The 15,001-nt window shown below is 48.8% G+C and carries 17 protein-coding genes; 8 read left to right on the top strand and 9 right to left on the bottom strand.

Features of this window, described 5'->3' with window-relative positions; all coding sequences use genetic code 11:
* Positions 1-41: 41 nt before the first annotated feature.
* The 6 genes from H615_RS0118330 to H615_RS0118305 form a co-directional block, all read right to left on the bottom strand.
* Positions 42-260 carry a spore germination protein gene (locus tag H615_RS0118330; RefSeq protein ID WP_027956504.1) on the bottom strand — a complete coding sequence of 73 codons (219 nt, stop codon included), beginning with the start codon at positions 258-260 and terminating at the stop codon, positions 42-44.
* Positions 261-323: 63 nt separating this feature from the next.
* Positions 324-692, bottom strand: a complete 369-nt coding sequence (locus H615_RS0118325; RefSeq protein ID WP_027956503.1) for a spore germination protein GerPE — start codon at positions 690-692, stop codon at positions 324-326.
* The gene (locus H615_RS0118320) at positions 685-912 is read right to left on the bottom strand and encodes a spore gernimation protein GerPD (RefSeq protein WP_027956502.1); all 228 of its coding nucleotides are present in this window, start codon (positions 910-912) and stop codon (positions 685-687) included. The genes H615_RS0118325 and H615_RS0118320 overlap by 8 nt, the downstream gene beginning before the upstream one ends.
* Positions 909-1,469: a spore germination protein GerPC gene (gene gerPC, locus H615_RS0118315; RefSeq protein ID WP_027956501.1), complete on the bottom strand. Its 561-nt coding sequence runs from the start codon at positions 1,467-1,469 to the stop codon at positions 909-911. The genes H615_RS0118320 and gerPC overlap by 4 nt, the downstream gene beginning before the upstream one ends.
* A gap of 44 nt (positions 1,470-1,513) precedes the next feature.
* Positions 1,514-1,741, bottom strand: a complete 228-nt coding sequence (locus H615_RS0118310; protein WP_027956500.1) for a spore germination protein GerPB — start codon at positions 1,739-1,741, stop codon at positions 1,514-1,516.
* A gap of 10 nt (positions 1,742-1,751) precedes the next feature.
* The gene (locus tag H615_RS0118305) at positions 1,752-1,973 is read right to left on the bottom strand and encodes a spore germination protein (RefSeq protein ID WP_027956499.1); all 222 of its coding nucleotides are present in this window, start codon (positions 1,971-1,973) and stop codon (positions 1,752-1,754) included.
* A gap of 85 nt (positions 1,974-2,058) precedes the next feature.
* Between H615_RS0118305 and H615_RS0118300 the strand changes: the two genes are divergently transcribed.
* From H615_RS0118300 to H615_RS21905, 3 genes are read left to right on the top strand one after another with little or no spacing between them, the layout of a single operon-like run.
* Positions 2,059-3,249 (top strand): DUF418 domain-containing protein, encoded by a 1,191-nt coding sequence (locus H615_RS0118300; protein ID WP_027956498.1) that lies wholly within the window; start codon positions 2,059-2,061, stop codon positions 3,247-3,249.
* Positions 3,250-3,264: 15 nt separating this feature from the next.
* Positions 3,265-4,464: a DUF2157 domain-containing protein gene (locus H615_RS0118295; RefSeq protein ID WP_027956497.1), complete on the top strand. Its 1,200-nt coding sequence runs from the start codon at positions 3,265-3,267 to the stop codon at positions 4,462-4,464.
* Entirely contained in the window at positions 4,461-4,964 is a 504-nt protein-coding gene (locus H615_RS21905) for a GDYXXLXY domain-containing protein (RefSeq protein ID WP_027956496.1), read from the top strand. Before H615_RS0118295 ends, H615_RS21905 begins: the two co-directional genes overlap by 4 nt.
* A 323-nt stretch (positions 4,965-5,287) precedes the next feature.
* Here the strand turns inward: H615_RS21905 and H615_RS0118285 are convergent, their stop codons facing one another.
* A complete protein-coding gene (locus H615_RS0118285; protein ID WP_027956495.1) occupies positions 5,288-6,484 on the bottom strand; it encodes an ornithine--oxo-acid transaminase in 1,197 nt (398 codons plus the stop codon).
* Positions 6,485-6,644: 160 nt separating this feature from the next.
* Here H615_RS0118285 and H615_RS0118280 point away from each other — a divergent pair, with 160 nt between their 5' ends.
* The 3 genes from H615_RS0118280 (at position 6,645) to H615_RS0118270 (ending at position 10,656) form a co-directional block, all read left to right on the top strand.
* Positions 6,645-7,004 (top strand): YisL family protein, encoded by a 360-nt coding sequence (locus H615_RS0118280; RefSeq protein WP_027956494.1) that lies wholly within the window; start codon positions 6,645-6,647, stop codon positions 7,002-7,004.
* Positions 7,005-7,252: 248 nt separating this feature from the next.
* Positions 7,253-9,094, top strand: a complete 1,842-nt coding sequence (gene asnB / locus H615_RS0118275; RefSeq protein WP_027956493.1) for an asparagine synthase (glutamine-hydrolyzing) — start codon at positions 7,253-7,255, stop codon at positions 9,092-9,094.
* A gap of 161 nt (positions 9,095-9,255) precedes the next feature.
* Positions 9,256-10,656, top strand: coding sequence for an alpha-amylase family glycosyl hydrolase (locus tag H615_RS0118270; protein WP_027956492.1), 1,401 nt, complete (start codon positions 9,256-9,258; stop codon positions 10,654-10,656).
* A 175-nt stretch (positions 10,657-10,831) separates the two neighbouring features.
* Here H615_RS0118270 and H615_RS0118265 read toward each other — a convergent pair whose 3' ends face one another.
* Together H615_RS0118265 and H615_RS0118260 are read right to left on the bottom strand one after the other, a co-directional pair.
* On the bottom strand, positions 10,832-11,710 hold the full coding sequence (locus H615_RS0118265) for a DUF4349 domain-containing protein (RefSeq protein ID WP_027956491.1): 879 nt from the start codon (positions 11,708-11,710) through the stop codon (positions 10,832-10,834).
* Between the two features lie 117 nt (positions 11,711-11,827).
* On the bottom strand, positions 11,828-12,688 hold the full coding sequence (locus tag H615_RS0118260; protein ID WP_027956490.1) for a DegV family protein: 861 nt from the start codon (positions 12,686-12,688) through the stop codon (positions 11,828-11,830).
* A gap of 178 nt (positions 12,689-12,866) precedes the next feature.
* Between H615_RS0118260 and H615_RS0118255 the strand changes: the two genes are divergently transcribed.
* Together H615_RS0118255 and H615_RS21900 are read left to right on the top strand one after the other, a co-directional pair.
* The gene (locus H615_RS0118255) at positions 12,867-13,715 is read left to right on the top strand and encodes a YitT family protein (RefSeq protein WP_027956489.1); all 849 of its coding nucleotides are present in this window, start codon (positions 12,867-12,869) and stop codon (positions 13,713-13,715) included.
* Between the two features lie 61 nt (positions 13,716-13,776).
* Complete coding sequence (locus tag H615_RS21900; protein WP_051254767.1) at positions 13,777-14,691, top strand: BsuPI-related putative proteinase inhibitor; 915 nt, start codon at positions 13,777-13,779, stop codon at positions 14,689-14,691.
* Positions 14,692-15,001: the final 310 nt, after the last annotated feature.

The raw sequence follows: 15,001 nt of genomic DNA, 5'->3' as shown, positions 1-15,001 counted from the left end.
TGTCTAAAAAAGAAGCCGCCCCTGTTTCCACAGGTGCCGCTTCAGGCGTTGGCTGTAATATTCTGATCGGCAATGTCCGGATCAAAGGGGTTCGTTGAGCTGAGTCCATTGTTGGTAATAATCCAGTTACCAGTATTCAATGCTCCAGAGCCGGCATTTGTTTTGGACGTCGCTTTAGGAGATAAATAAAAGGAGTCTCCGAAGTTGACGACCCCACCTCCTACGCTGTTAATGCTGATCGGACCGACAATCGCAGGCATAGCAGTGCCTCCTTTTCATGTACGGTTCAAGCCATATACCAACAACCTATGCAGTCGTGCAGGTTATGGTTCATCCTTTAGGATTCGGAAGTGTTTCGTATAACTGAGCGCATCGATATGATCGATCCCACCGGTTTGAAAAATCCCCGCCGTTGATACACCGACGACTCTTACGTTATGGATGATGATCGGATTGTTTTGATACGTGAACGTCTCTACATTCAGAGGAAGAGGAGGGGGAGGGCTTTTTAAAGAGAAAATGGAAAAATCATCAAACTGAAATACGTCTTCTTCAAACGCAGGTCCTTCTTTCTGCACTGCCAGCACGCGGGAGTTTGGCGAAGCTTTATACACATCGCCGATATCGGCGATGGAGCCGATCGCAAGAGATTGAATTTCAATATCGTTCGTATAGACCATCCGTTTAATCATCGGCCGGATGCTCATCCTCTCGTTCTGTTTCTATGCCGGCATCGGCTTCAGCATCCACCTCTTCGAACGGTCCGATAATCAAAGATTCCGGTGGCGTATCAAAAAAAGACTGCAGACGTATGGTTTTGTTATCACCGATCAAGAAGACTGAGGAGGCTGCGACCCCTGTGACTCGGATGTTTCCTACATGCAGCCCGTAGTTGTGGACGATGTGATTCATCCTTGACCATCTCCTTCGAGGTTATCCAGATACTGGGCAATGGAATGCTGAATCTCCGCCTTTACTTGATGGAAAATCTTCTCCGGCGGTGATTCCGGGTTTTCAGTCCGGTAATATTCAAGGCGCTGAGGGAGTTGTTTCCTTATGTCGGCAATCATCCGCTCCTTGTGATCGTTGGAAATCTCCCTTTCATGATCCCGGCAGTACTGGTTCATCCAGCCGGGAATATCGGAAACCATATACTCGTGCAGAAAGTGAAGCGCCTGCTCATCCGTTTGAGGCAGCTGGGGGTGCTGTCCCTGGCCGTTGTATAGATCCCCGATGTCGGAAAGGTCACCGCCCCCCGGGGTCAGACCAATCTGAAGCGTTCCTTCGAGTGTTTCAATTTTAAGCTGATCAAAGTGGTATTCAATTTTTTCAATGACGGTTTTTGCAGGGGGTTCTGTGGACTGGAGTTGATCGATTCTCTTTTGCAGCTGGTCAATCATCTGCTGCTGCTGCTCCATCTGCTTCATCATCTGGTCGACCCATGCCTGCCACGAATAATACGGATTCAACTCCACTCACCTCCCTGTACCATCCTATGAAAAAAAGGGGACAGCTATGTTATGGAAAGAGGGACGAGTGTTCCAGGGCCGACTTCAGGGATGGATACCTCTCCGTCTTCCGGCTGCGCTTTCTTTCCAGGCGCCGTGTATCCGCCGGAATTGTACAGTTCTGATTTTGACTGAATCACCCCGGAGCTTCCAATTTGAACGACGGAAGAGTTGGCCACACTGCCGATTCTCAACACGTGAATGTAAATCGATTGATGAACCGTTATGTTCATAACATTCCTCCTACGCATTCCCTACAATAGGCTGATCGATATTTTCAGAGTCATTGACGAACGTCTCCGACCGGTTGATGTTGATGCGGATGCCGTCGCCAGTGTTGAAGGAACCGCCGCCGGCAAAGGTCTTGGCGGCAGCTTGAGGAGCCATATAGTATACATCACCGATATTGAAGATGCTTGAAGACGAAAGAGAGATGACTTTGACAACTCCCACTTTGGCAGGCATAGAAAAACTCCTTTCTATATCTTATGAAACCTCGTTGTTTAAATAACGTAAGAAAAGTAAAATAAAGGTCAGAGGAGGAATACATATGAATACACAAGCGTCTCCCCTAGGGGATTCAGGAAGGCTGAACTGGATTGATGCCGCCCGGGGCCTGGCGATCCTCGGAATTTTCATGGTGAACGTCCCGGCCTTTAACGCCCCGTACTTCCTATACGGCGGGCAAGAGGAATTCTGGCCCTCTTCGGTGGACCAGACGGTTCAGAGTATCGTGGATATTTTCTTTCAAGCCAGTTTCTACACCCTGTTTTCCTTTATGTTCGGGTTTGGGATTCAGATGATGAAGGACCGGCTCGAGGAAAAAGGGATTCCGCATATGCCGGTCATTTACAGACGGCTTTTCGTTTTAACCGGTTTCGGTATGGTGCACGCGTTTTTAATCTGGCACGGAGATATCCTGCTCAGCTACGGGGTGCTCGGGCTTATCCTGCCGGCCTTCTTTAAAGTCTCACCCGGCTTTCTGCTTGGTTGGGCTTTTGGACTGCTCGGCCTTCTCACCCTGCCCTTTACACTCGCTCTTTACGTGGTCCGTGACCAAATACAGGGGGGTGTGAACAGGTCCGCAATCGAAAGTGCGTTGAGCCATTATGGGAATGGCTCTCTGCTTGATATCTGGCAGCAGAATTTCACAGACTGGCAGTATGCCAATGCCGCCGGCAATCTTCCATTTTTAGCGTTGAGTCTTGTACCGATGTTTCTATTAGGCATGTATGTGTGCAGAAAGCGGTGGCTTCATGAGCCGGACGTCCATAGAAGTACGATCATCAAGGTGTGGGTGGTTACAGGCATTCTGTTTGTGACATTGAAAGCCGGTCCCCACCTGTATGGGAATCCGGAATGGTTCGGCCTTATGCAGGACGGTGCCGGAGGCTCTGCTTCTGCCATCTTTTACGTCTTATCTATTACTCTATTGTTCCGCACGGAAATAGGTGCCAGACTGGCTTCCCCGCTTGTATGGGTGGGACGGATGTCGTTGTCCAACTATATCCTGCAGTCGATCTTCTGCTTTTGGCTTTTCTATTCCGCCGGCTTCGGGCTGTACGGGAAGGTGCCGCCTGCAGGAAGTGTGATGATTGTTGTCCTGTTTTACATTGTTCAAGTATTCCTCAGCCGTTTGTGGCTGAAAAACTACCGGTATGGCCCGCTGGAATGGCTGTGGCGGACCCTCACCTACGGACAGAAACAACCGAATAAACGCCGGAAAAAGGCGGTTTCTTAACAGGGGGCGGAGAATTTGAAGCGTAATCAACTGCTGAAAGAAAGTGAGTGGTGGGTGGAGGAAGCGATCATTACTGAAGCCCAGCGGGAAAGGCTGTTGGAGCACTACCCTGAAAAACAGTATAAGCCGGTGCTGCTCACTTTTGCCGCTTTATTCATTGGTCTTGGTTTTCTTACCTTTACAGCATCCAACTGGTCTTACCTGGCTGATTGGGGACGGATGGCTGTTCTTCTCTTGTCCATGTCCGCTTTTTATGTGGCGGGGGAGAGGGTGTACAAAAAGAAATCCCCCCGAGTGGGTTCGAGCCTCATTTTGACGGCGCTGCTGATTTTCGGCGCAGCCATTTTCCTGATCGGCCAGATGTATCATTATACAGCTTTTAGTGCGTCTCCGTTTCTGCTGTGGTCGATGGCAGCAGCAGGGTTGTACTTCATTATGAGAGAAGGCATGTTTTATTACGCTGCTGCTGTGATTATCACCGTCGGTCAGGTTTACAGCGGTTTGGTTTTTCAAGACTTTTATTTGTGGCTCGGCTTCCTGCTGCTGGCGGGTCTTGGGTGGGTGGTCTATGAGAAACGCTCTCTTCCGTTTGCAGGGGTGTTTGCCGCTTCCTATTACATCCAGGCCCTTGTCCTTGTCTTCAGCGGCGGATATCCGTACTACTGGCTGATCGTCGTATCGATGGCCCTTTATATCGCTGATGACTTTATCATCCAAAAAGGTCAGACGAGAATATGGAAAACATCAGCAGTCGTCTTTATGTTCGCCGTCTTTTTTCTGCAGATTTTCTTTCTTGGAGATGGATACGCTGAAACGTTAACGGAATCCTCTCTTTACTTCTTTCTCATCTGGGCAGTTCTGTTCGTCTTTGCCGTTGTCCGGTCAGCCTTGAGCACGACGAATTACTACTGGATTGATCTGTTGTTGTTCATCCCCGTCTTCCGTTTTCCCTCGGGAGATCTTTTTTCCTTGATCGTCCTGTTCTTCTATGCCGTATTATGGCTTGTTTCCGGTTACCAGCAGGAAGTACGGCGCTGGGTGAACAAAGGGACAGCGGCCTTCCTTCTCACGACACTGGCTGCTTATTTCCAGCTGGCCTGGGACTTTATGGACCGCTCTGTCTTCTTTTTCGTCGGAGGTCTTTTATTATTCGGCCTCAGTTATGGGCTGGAAAAGAAACGCCGGTCGTTCCGTAAGGAGGGAGAGGAAGAGTGAATAAACAGCGTTGGTTTTATGGACTTGTATCCGTTCAGGCTTTGTTTCTCCTTCTGATGGCTGGTGGTTATTATGCGATGGACGTTGTAGGCGAAAAAGTGGTGCTGAAAACAGCTCCTGTGGATCCGCGCGACCCTTTTTACGGAGATTATGTGGAGCTCGGTTATGATATCGAAGAAATTTCCGAAGACCAGTGGCAGGGAGAAAAGGCCTTGGATGGGGGAGAGAAGGTTTTTCTTCTTCTTGAAGCAGGTGAGAACGGCGTCTATGGTCTTCAAAAGGCCGGAACGGAACGACCTGATTCTGAGGAAGGACAGGTGGTGCTGGCAGCACGTTATCTGTGGGAAGATGAGCGTGCCTCCATACATCACGTGGATATCGGGCTGAACCGTTATTATATCGAAGAAAATACGGGGCGGATGTGGGAGCAGGATGAAGAACGACTTGTAACCATTGTGCTCGCTCCGTGGAACCAGAAAAAAATTGTCTCCCTGGATTGAACTCTGAATAATGCGGAAGGGCTTGAATGGTCTGGATGATCACGTGTCCCTTATCGTGGTTGCCTGCCGCAGGTACGGTCTCATCAATGAGCGCTTTTCTGTTTATCCTGCAGGAACGTTTTTCTCTTTAAGGACCGCTGAGGCACCGGATAGTAAGAAACATATTTTACGATGAAGAATGTCGTCCGGGGTGGTTTCCGTTGAGAAGAGGATGCTCTTCCGTGGAAAAGGAAATGAATGAAGCTCTTGAAGGCATTGGATGACCTTGAGGGATCTTTATAACCAAAAAAAACCTCCCCGTAGGTACGGGGAGGTTTTTTGGATTAGGAAAGAACAGCTTTGATCTGCTGTATCGCCCAGTCTAAATCTTCTTTTTGGATCACGAGCGGAGGAGCAAAGCGGATGACATTTTCATGCGTTTCCTTACAGAGAAGACCTTTTTCTTTTAACTGTTCACAGTATTTCCGGGCAGGTTCGGTCATTTCTACACCGATAAACAGTCCCTTGCCGCGTACTTCCTTGATTTTTGGATTGTCGATCGACTTCAATTCTTCCATCATGTACGTACCGAGTTCCAGGGAACGCTCCGCCAGTTTCTCTTCTTCGAGCACTTCAAGCGAGGCGGTCGATACGGCACAGGCAAGTGGGTTGCCGCCGAACGTGGAACCGTGGGAGCCCGGGTTGAACACACCGAGGATCTCCTTATTGGCAACAACACAGGATATCGGGAATACACCGCCTCCGAGTGCCTTGCCGAGAATGAGCATATCCGGAGTCACGCCTTCCCAGTCGCAGGCGAACATTTTACCGCTGCGGCCGAGGCCGGCCTGAATTTCATCCGCAACAAACAAGACATTTTCCTGACTGCATACGTCGTAGGCTTCTTTAAGAAATCCTTCCGGAGGCATCACAATGCCTGCTTCCCCCTGGATCGGCTCAAGCAGAAAGGCGGCCGTGTTTTCTGTGATGGCTTCTTTCAGCGCGTCGATATCGCCGTAGGGCACAAGCTTGATGCCAGGAAGCATTGGACCGAAGCCGCGTTTATATTCTGCTTCTGAGGACAGAGACACGGCAGACATCGTCCGGCCGTGGAAGTTGCCGGTGCAGGCGATGATTTCCGCCTGGTTTTCATCCACCTTTTTGACATCATAAGCCCAGCGTCTTGCTGCTTTAATAGCGGTTTCAACAGCTTCAGCTCCTGTATTCATCGGAAGTGCCATATCTTTATGCGTCAATTTGCAGATCTTCTCATACCAAGGACCGAGCTGGTCATTATGGAAAGCGCGTGAAGTCAAGGTCACGCGGCTCGCTTGATCGGTTAAAGCCTGGATGATCTTTGGATGACGGTGGCCCTGATTGACGGCAGAGTAAGCGCTTAACATATCCATGTAGCGGTTCCCTTCCGGATCTTCCACCCATACACCTTCCGCTTTGGAAATAACAATCGGCAGCGGATGATAGTTTTTGGCCCCGTATTCCTGTGTCTGATCGATAATGTTTTGACTGCTTATAACAGACATGTGATCCCTCCCATTTCTATTCAATCTCCAATCATTATAACAGGTTATGCGGTGTTTTTCTTACTATTGAAAAAATTATCCGTCCTAGTTATGAATAGGAAAGTGGAAGGCAGTCGTGGTATCATAGCGGTAGATTGTTGGAAAAGGAGGAGAAACCATTATGGCGCACTTACATATTACTTCCTGGGTAATCGCTTTTGTGCTAGTCGCCCTTGTGACGACTTTTGCACGGGGAGGAAGAGAAAAAGCAGCGAAGATTTCGCATATGATTCTGCGGGTTTTCTATCTGTTGATCTTGTACTCCGGCGGTTCATTGTTTGCCAGCTACTCCGTGTACGGAGCTATGATCATCATAAAAGTACTCGTAGGACTCTGGGCAATCGCTGCAATGGAAATGGTCTGTGTGAAATATAAGAAAAAGAAACCGGCTGCGATCTGGTGGGGCCAGCTGCTTGTTGCTGCGGTCATTGCTCTTGTACTCGGCTTCGGATTTCTTGGCGCGGGCATTTTACCTGCATAAAAATGACGCTGCATGCGCGAATCGCATGCAGCGTTTTTTATAGGTAAAAGGGGGCTTGAATTCTGTTTCTTATGTCCGCTACTTGGGGGATAACGGATGTTGTTTACATATATAATGATAATGATTATCATTCCCGGTGTCAACAGGTTTGTTCCTTTTTTCATAGAAGCCCCTGTTGATTCATATAGTGAGTCATCATGGATGTTTTATCGAAAGACTTCTGTTTAGAAAAAGGATGGTGAAGCAGGATGTGTGGAATTGTCGGTTGGGTGGACAGTGATTCCCGGACAGAGGGGAAAGCTTCTATACTGGACCGTATGGCGGATACACTCAGACACCGCGGTCCGGATGATTATCAAACATGGATACACGAATCCGCCGCCTTCGGTCATCAACGCTTAATTGTCGTCGATCCTGATGGAGGCAGGCAGCCGATGGTCCGGACCGCCGGGGATGAACAGTTTGTTCTATGCTATAACGGAGAACTTTATAATACAGAAGATATTCGCGCGGTCTTGAAATCGAAAGGATGGAGCTTCGCTTCCCATTCAGACACAGAGGTGCTGCTCATCAGTTATATAGAATGGGGACCGGATTGTGTCGATCATTTGAATGGCATTTTTGCTTTCAGCGTATGGGAAACGAAACGAAAGCGGTTGTTCCTTGCCAGAGACCGTCTTGGAGTGAAGCCGCTCTTTTACAGTCATCAAGGCGGTAAACTGCTCTATGCTTCAGAGATGAAAGCCATTCTTGCCCATCCTGACGTTGAGCCGGTGGTAGACCGCAGCGGCGTACATGAGCTGCTGTCTCTCGGCCCTTCCCGTACCCCTGGGCAGGGCGTGTTCAAGGATATTCAGGAAATCCGCCCGGGGCACTGCGCTCTTTTTGAAAAGGGGAAACTTTCCGTGAAACGGTACTGGAATGTGAAGAGTGCCCCCCATGAACACACATTTGATGAGACGGTGGAACGTGTCCGGGAACTATTTATGGATGCGTCCACACGCCAGCTCGTTTCAGATGTGAAGCTTGGAACCTTTTTGTCGGGCGGTGTGGATTCCAGTGCCATTACAGCAGTCGCCGCCGACATGTATAAGCAGAATCAAAGAGGGACGCTGCAGACATTTTCCATTGATTATAAGGACCAGGCCCGGTTTTTTAAGAAAAATGCCTTCCAGCCGGACAGGGATGAAGCTTTCATTCAGCTTGTCAGTCAGCAGCATCAGACAGACCATACGATCATGGAAGCCGCTACGGATGATTTGATGGACCGGTTGAAAAAGGCCGTTGAACTGCGTGATCTTCCCGGAATGGCGGATGTGGACTCGTCTCTTCTCTGGTTTTGTGAGGAAATTAAAAAGCATGTCACGGTTGCACTTTCAGGGGAGTGTGCCGATGAAATCTTTGGTGGTTATCCTTGGTTTTACAGGAAAGAAGATAAAGAGCGGAAGGGTTTCCCTTGGATCCGGTCCTTGAATGAACGAAACCGCCTGATCAGGGATGATTTAAAAGGCGACATCGATGTTGAATGGTATATGCTGAAGCGTTATGACGAAACCATCGCAGAGACACCACTCCTGACCGGTGAGAATGAGGATGCACGGAAGCACAGAGAGATGTCGTATTTAAATATGAACTGGTTTATGCAGACCCTGTTGGAGCGGAAAGACCGGATGAGCATGGGAGCCAGTCTTGAGGTCCGCGTTCCTTTCAGCGATCACAGACTGGTGGAGTATGTGTGGAATGTGCCGTGGAGCATGAAGTTTCATAATGATCAGGAAAAAGGACTCCTCCGTCAGGCGCTGCGCGGCATCCTTCCTGACCGGGTGCTGTTCCGGAAGAAGAATCCGTATCCGAAGACCTTTCATCCCGATTATACGAGGGCCGTCTGCCGCTGGATGGATAATATTCTGAGTGATGACGGGGCTCCGCTGTTTCAGTTGTTTGACCGTGATCAAGTGAGAAAATTGAAGGACAGCGAAGGGAAGTCGATTGATACCCCTTGGTTCGGCCAGTTGATGACCGGTCCACAGTTGATCGCCCACCTTTGTCAGATCGATCATTGGTTCAGAACCTACCGCGTCCAGCTCTAGGAATGAGCAGCCAAACCTGTGCGATGTTGAAAAACACCGCACAGGTTTTTGTCTGCAGGGAGATTCCAATTCTTCGCTCCGTAAACACAGGATTGACGGTGTAGATATGAAAGCGGTACCCTTAGAGAGGAGTGTTTTTTCAGGTCGAGGGAGGACGGAATATGAAAAAGGCAGCAGGAATCCTTCTGCTTCTTCCTTTTTTCCTTTTAAACAGCATGGTTTCCACAGCTGGCGAAGGGGAAGAGCGCAGGTGGCAGGATGAAAGTGTGTATTATATCGCGGTGGACCGCTTTTTCAACAGCGACCGCAGCAACGATGAACAAGTGGACGTTGAAGACCCGCAGGCTTATCAAGGCGGCGATTTTGCAGGGCTGACAAGCCAATTGGATTACATAGAGGAACTTGGTTTTACGACGATCCAGCTGTCCCCGGTGATGGCCAATGCGCCTGGAGGATTTCATGGCTTCTGGGTCACAGACTTCCGGTCGGTCGAGGAGCAGTACGGGACGATGGAGGAGATGAGAGCTTTCGTCCAGGAAGCCCATGACCGTGACCTGAGAGTGGTGCTTGATCTTCCATTGTTCACAGCTGCTGAACATCCGTGGCTCAAAGACGAAACGAAAAGCAGCTGGTTGAAGGAAGGCGTGACAGAAGCACCAGTGTCATGGCTTGACGATCTTCCACAGCTGAACATGGACAATAAGGAAACCGCAGCCTACATAAAAGAGACGATGAACTTCTGGATGGAAGAAGCAGAGGTGGACGGGTTTCACCTTGTGTCACAAACCGGTTTGGAAATGACAGAGGATCTGGATGATATTTTGTATACAACCAGCGTGGCAGACAGTAAGGAATTTTCACAGCCGCTCAGGGATGTCTTCGCAGCACCAGGGGCTGTCAAAGGAAAGGCGGTGGATAACAGCGGTGAGACCGTTGTCCAGCATCTCGATGGACCCTTTACCGGACGTTTTACGCATGAAGCTGTCGAAAACGGGCAGAACCCTATTACCCGCTGGCGTCTCGGTCTTACCTATATCTTTACGACACCAGGGCTCCCTGTCGTTTATTACGGTTCCGAAACGCCGTTGGATGATGGAGGAAATCCTGAAGCAGCGCCCATGATTAATGTGAAAGCTGGAAATGAAGAGTTAAAGCAGCGGGTTGAAAAATTAACATCGATGCGGGAGCAATACCCGGCGATAACCCGGGGGGATTATGAAGAGTTATATAACGACAACGGGCTGATCGTTTTCGAGCGCAGCGACGAAGAAGAATCGCTGATTGTTGCCATCAACAATGCATCAGAAACGAAAACCGCAGAGCTGGATCACTTGGACAGCGGCCTCCAGCTGCGCGGCCTCCTGCAGGACGGAGTGGTACGCGAGCAGTCGGATGGCACATACCGCCTGGCGATGGACAGGGAAACGGCGGATGTGTTCATCATGGAAGAGGACAGCGGCTATAACTGGCTGTTCATTGGCTTTGTCGGGGGCGTTCTGCTTCTGTTTACCGTGGCGGTTATCATCTTGAGCAGAAAAAGCCGTTCGTCTGAAAAAGCATAGATCTTCAGGTGGACCCACCTCTAATTTAGGGATCAGGCACGTGTCTCTTATCGACGGGGGGCTGCCTCGGGTACGGCCTCAAACCATATGTGAAAACGAGTTCACAACAAGGGCTGTCGACAACTTTTCGACAGCCTGAGAATGAAAAGCGCTCCAGCCTGCTGGAACGCTTTTTTTATTTGCTTTTTCCGGAATGTCTGCGATATCTGAGAATCAACCATACGCCGACGACCAGAAGCGGAACGACAAAGGGAGAGTATCCGATGAGTCCTACCGCTGCCCAGGAAGATATGGAAGCAAGTCCGTTCAAGGAACTGAAAAACGCCTGTTTGATGCGGTCTCCTGTATGGAGGGACGTACGTTCAGGTACAGAGAGGTTTGTTTCCTTGATCATCAAAGTGATTGTTGAATACTCGCTTTGGTTTTCCAGGAAGTTCATTTCTCCCTTCAAGGACTCGATGTCTCCCTGAACACGCTCAAGATCCTGTGAGATACGCACCAAATCCTCAGTGGCTCCGGCTTCTTCTAAAAATCCAAGGAGACGGGCTTCAATTTCTTCCTTCGCTATTAATCTGGCCTCCAGATCGACATACTGTCTGGTGACATCACGGCTGCTGATATTTCTCGCCTTCACGTCGCCTGCCGCGGCCTCAAGGTCGTCAAGAAAAGGAGTGAACGACGGCTGCGGTACACGCAGGGTGATGTGTCCTTCACGACCGCCGCTGTCTGTTTTTTGAATGGATGTTTCCACCATGTACGCGTCATACTGCTTCATGCTTTTGTTCATGTTCGTTTGGTAACGGTCAAAATCATCGGTTTCAAGAGTGAGGACAGCTTCATACACCATCAACGCTCCGATGCTGGTCCCTTCCTCAGCTTTGCCGTTTTCCATATCGGCTTGAAGTTCGGACTCGGAAGGCTGTGTCGCCTGTTCTTGTTCCAACGCTGTATCTTCGTTTTCGCGGGACTCTGAACCTTCCCTGTCTGATTGACAGGCCGTAAAAAGGAAGAGAAGTAACAAAAAAAGAAAAAACGTGGATGCTGCTTTTTTCATAAAGAAAAACCCCCAATCGCTTTGGACAGGGGGATCTGTAGAGCCCATCTCCTCCCCGGCCGTCTTTATAAATGAGACGCGCAAAGAGGGAGTAGGATTACATCGTTCAGGGAATAGTTATTGATATGTGTCGTTTAAAAAGAATAAAGCGATCGTGCCCGGGCCGGAGTGGGCGCCGATGGTTGCACCGACATAATCGATGTGAATATCGGCTGTTCCAAACTGGTCCTTGATCATTTCTGCCAGCTGTTCGGCTCTTTCGAAATCATCCCCGTGGCTGATGGCCACACGCTGGTTTTTTAAATCATCTCCCCGCTCTTCCATGACTTCAAGCATCCGCTTCAAGACTTTCTTGGATCCACGGATCTTTTCAAGGGGGATCAGCTTTCCACCCTCCATATGCAGAAGCGGTTTGATTTTCAGCAGTCCTCCGACGAAAGCTGCTGTCCGGCTCACCCGGCCCCCGCGCTGAAGGTATTCAAGGTCATCGACCGTAAAGATGTGTTCCATATGCTCTGCATGATAGGTTCCTGTTTCCAGAACGGTTTCAAGGTCTGCTCCCTCACGGGCGATTTCTGCGGCTCTCAAAACGATGAGACCGCATCCGAGGGAGGCAGCCTTGGTGTCCACCACTTCAAACGCGGCTTCCGGATAGTCCTCCTTGATTTCCTGCTCGACCATTTTAGCTGTCTGGTACGTCCCGGAAAGTTCGGAGGAGAAGGAGAAATAAATGAAAGGCTGGTTTTTTTCGGCGAGATTTGTAAACGTTTCTCTGAACGTCTGCGCAGAGACTTGAGCGGTTTTCGGTGCTTCTCCCTGACGCATCCGGTCGTATACATCCTTCGGGGTAATCGTCTCCCCATCCACATATTCCTCGTCTTTCATAATCACTTTTAAAGGGAGAGAGGTAATCCCATACTTTTCAACAGTGTCCCGGCTCAAGTCACTGGCCGAGTCACAAATAATCTGCACGTTCATTAGCGTCACCTACTGTCATAGAGTTTGTATGTTTAGTGTAGGCACAATCCTGTAGATAGTCAAAATAAAAAGTAAACCATCGTTCGACAAAATCAGGGTGTTTTCCTCAAGTTTAACTTGATTTTACCTACATCGGGTGATAAAAATGAATAGATGATAGAGGTTAGGAGGTTTTTAGGTGTTTACAGTAGAAATAAAAAGGATTCTGATTGTTTTGTTCGGTGCGGTCCTGAACGCGATTTCACTGAACTTATTCTTAATTGAAGCCAACGTTTATGCGAGCGGTTTTACAGGTGTCGCCCAGCTGTCGACGAGTATCTTAAATGATTTCGCCGGCATTCCGGTCAGTACCGGGCTGCTCTTATTCATACTTAATATTCCGGTGGCCATTTTAGGTTGGATGAAAGTAGGGAAGGGATTTACCGTTTATAGTGCCATTTCTGTTGCTTTTACGACGTTCTTTCTTGAAGTCATCCCTGTGATGCATTTGTCGGAAGATATCATCCTGAACGCGGTATTCGGCGGCGTCATCGGTGGTACGGGTGTAGGAATTACCTTGAAATGGGGGGCTTCCACGGGAGGTCTCGATATTATTGCGATGATTCTGTCGAGAATGAAAGACCGCCCGATCGGCATTTACTTCTTGATGATTAACAGTGCCATCATCGTGATTGCCGGTGTGCTTTACAAACCGGAAAACGCCCTTTATACCCTCCTTACGCTTTATGTTACAACAAGGGTGATTGATGCGATCCACACACGTCATGAGAAGCTGACAGCGATGATCATTACATCCAGGGCAGCCGATCTTGAAAAAGCCATCCACGGGCACATGGTCCGTGGGATTACGACACTGCCTGCCCGTGGGGCGTTTACCCAGCAGGATAAAAACATGCTCATCATGGTCATTACGCGTTATGAACTTTATGACCTGCAGCATATCATTCAGGATGTGGATCCTAAAGCCTTTACGAACATCGTTCAGACGACAGGTATCTTCGGCTTTTTCCGAAAAGACGATCAATGATGTAACTTTTCCACCTCTGAAACGACGAATACATTAAATAGCATAAAGAGGAGTGGGGGTCATGAAAAACGTGCTAGCCGGTATCTTCGGAATAGCGCTCTTATTTGCCGCAGGATGCTCGAACCAATCGGAAGTCAAACAGGCGGAAGGTGAGGAGAGCGAAGAAGCGGCATCCGAGGAGATTACCGAGGATCAGCAGACGGAAATTGATATGGAGGGCCTGATCGAACAAATGGTTATGGATGCGGAAGTGGTTGTGGATTCCGGAGAAGTTTCGTTTGAGTTTTCCTTGAAGAATACGGGGGAGGACCCGGTCATTCTAGGCTTCACCTCAAGCCAGAAGTATGAAATCCAGGTGAAAGACAAAGAAGGAGAAGTGGTGTATACCTACTCCGCGGATCAGATGTTTGCGCAGGGTTTAACGACCGAGGAAGTCGAAGCAGGAGGCCTTCTGGAGGCTTCTGAAACGTGGCCGGCTGATATTGAGCCGGGAGACTACGAGGCAACGATGACGTTCCTTGTGGATACGATCAACGATCAGCCGCTGGATGCGAATCCTTTTGAAGTGACACAGTCATTCACCCTTGAAGGGAAGGACGCTGTAACCGAAGAGGAAGCAAAAACGGATGAAACCGGATTGAAAGAGGCCGAGTACGGGAAAGGGGAAGCTTTCCGTAAAGTGACGGTGTCAGGAGAAAACGGGTCGTATGTCGTAAAGGGGGAAGCCCGCGTTTTTGAAGGATCTTTCCTTTACAGTGTGGAAGACGGTCATAACGTACAGGTATCCCCAACACCAGTAAAAGTTAAAGAGGGAGCCCCTTCCTGGTCTCCTTTTGAAATCAATATCTCCATTCCGAAAGAGGATATGCCGGACTACGGCATGGTTACTCTGATTTTATTTGAGGAAAGTTCAGACGACGGGCGTCCGATTCATCTGAACTATATTCCTCTTGAACAGGTACAGACGACCGAATAAAAAAACAGCCCTGCCGTTTGAACTATAACCCGAATAATGGACACTTATAAAAAAGTGCCCCGTTATTCGGGTTATTTCTATCTCTAGAAATTTAACCCGTTTATAATGAAAATAAGTTTATGAACGGAGTGGATGGAATTATGAGTAAACAACTATATTCAAATTTGGAAATGAAACAGCTGGAGGTTAACCCAAATGTGATAAGGGTTTCAGATCGTTCCATTACCTATCACCCTCATTTTAAGAAAGTCGCCATTCGTGAATATCAAAATGGAAAGTTCCCCACTCAAATTTTCGAGGAACACGGATT

The sequence above is a fragment of the Halobacillus kuroshimensis DSM 18393 genome, assembly GCF_000425705.1.
Classification (GTDB): domain Bacteria; phylum Bacillota; class Bacilli; order Bacillales; family Halobacillaceae; genus Halobacillus; species Halobacillus kuroshimensis.
Note: the sequence above shows the minus strand (reverse complement) of the source record. Positions and strands in the feature narration are given on the sequence as shown.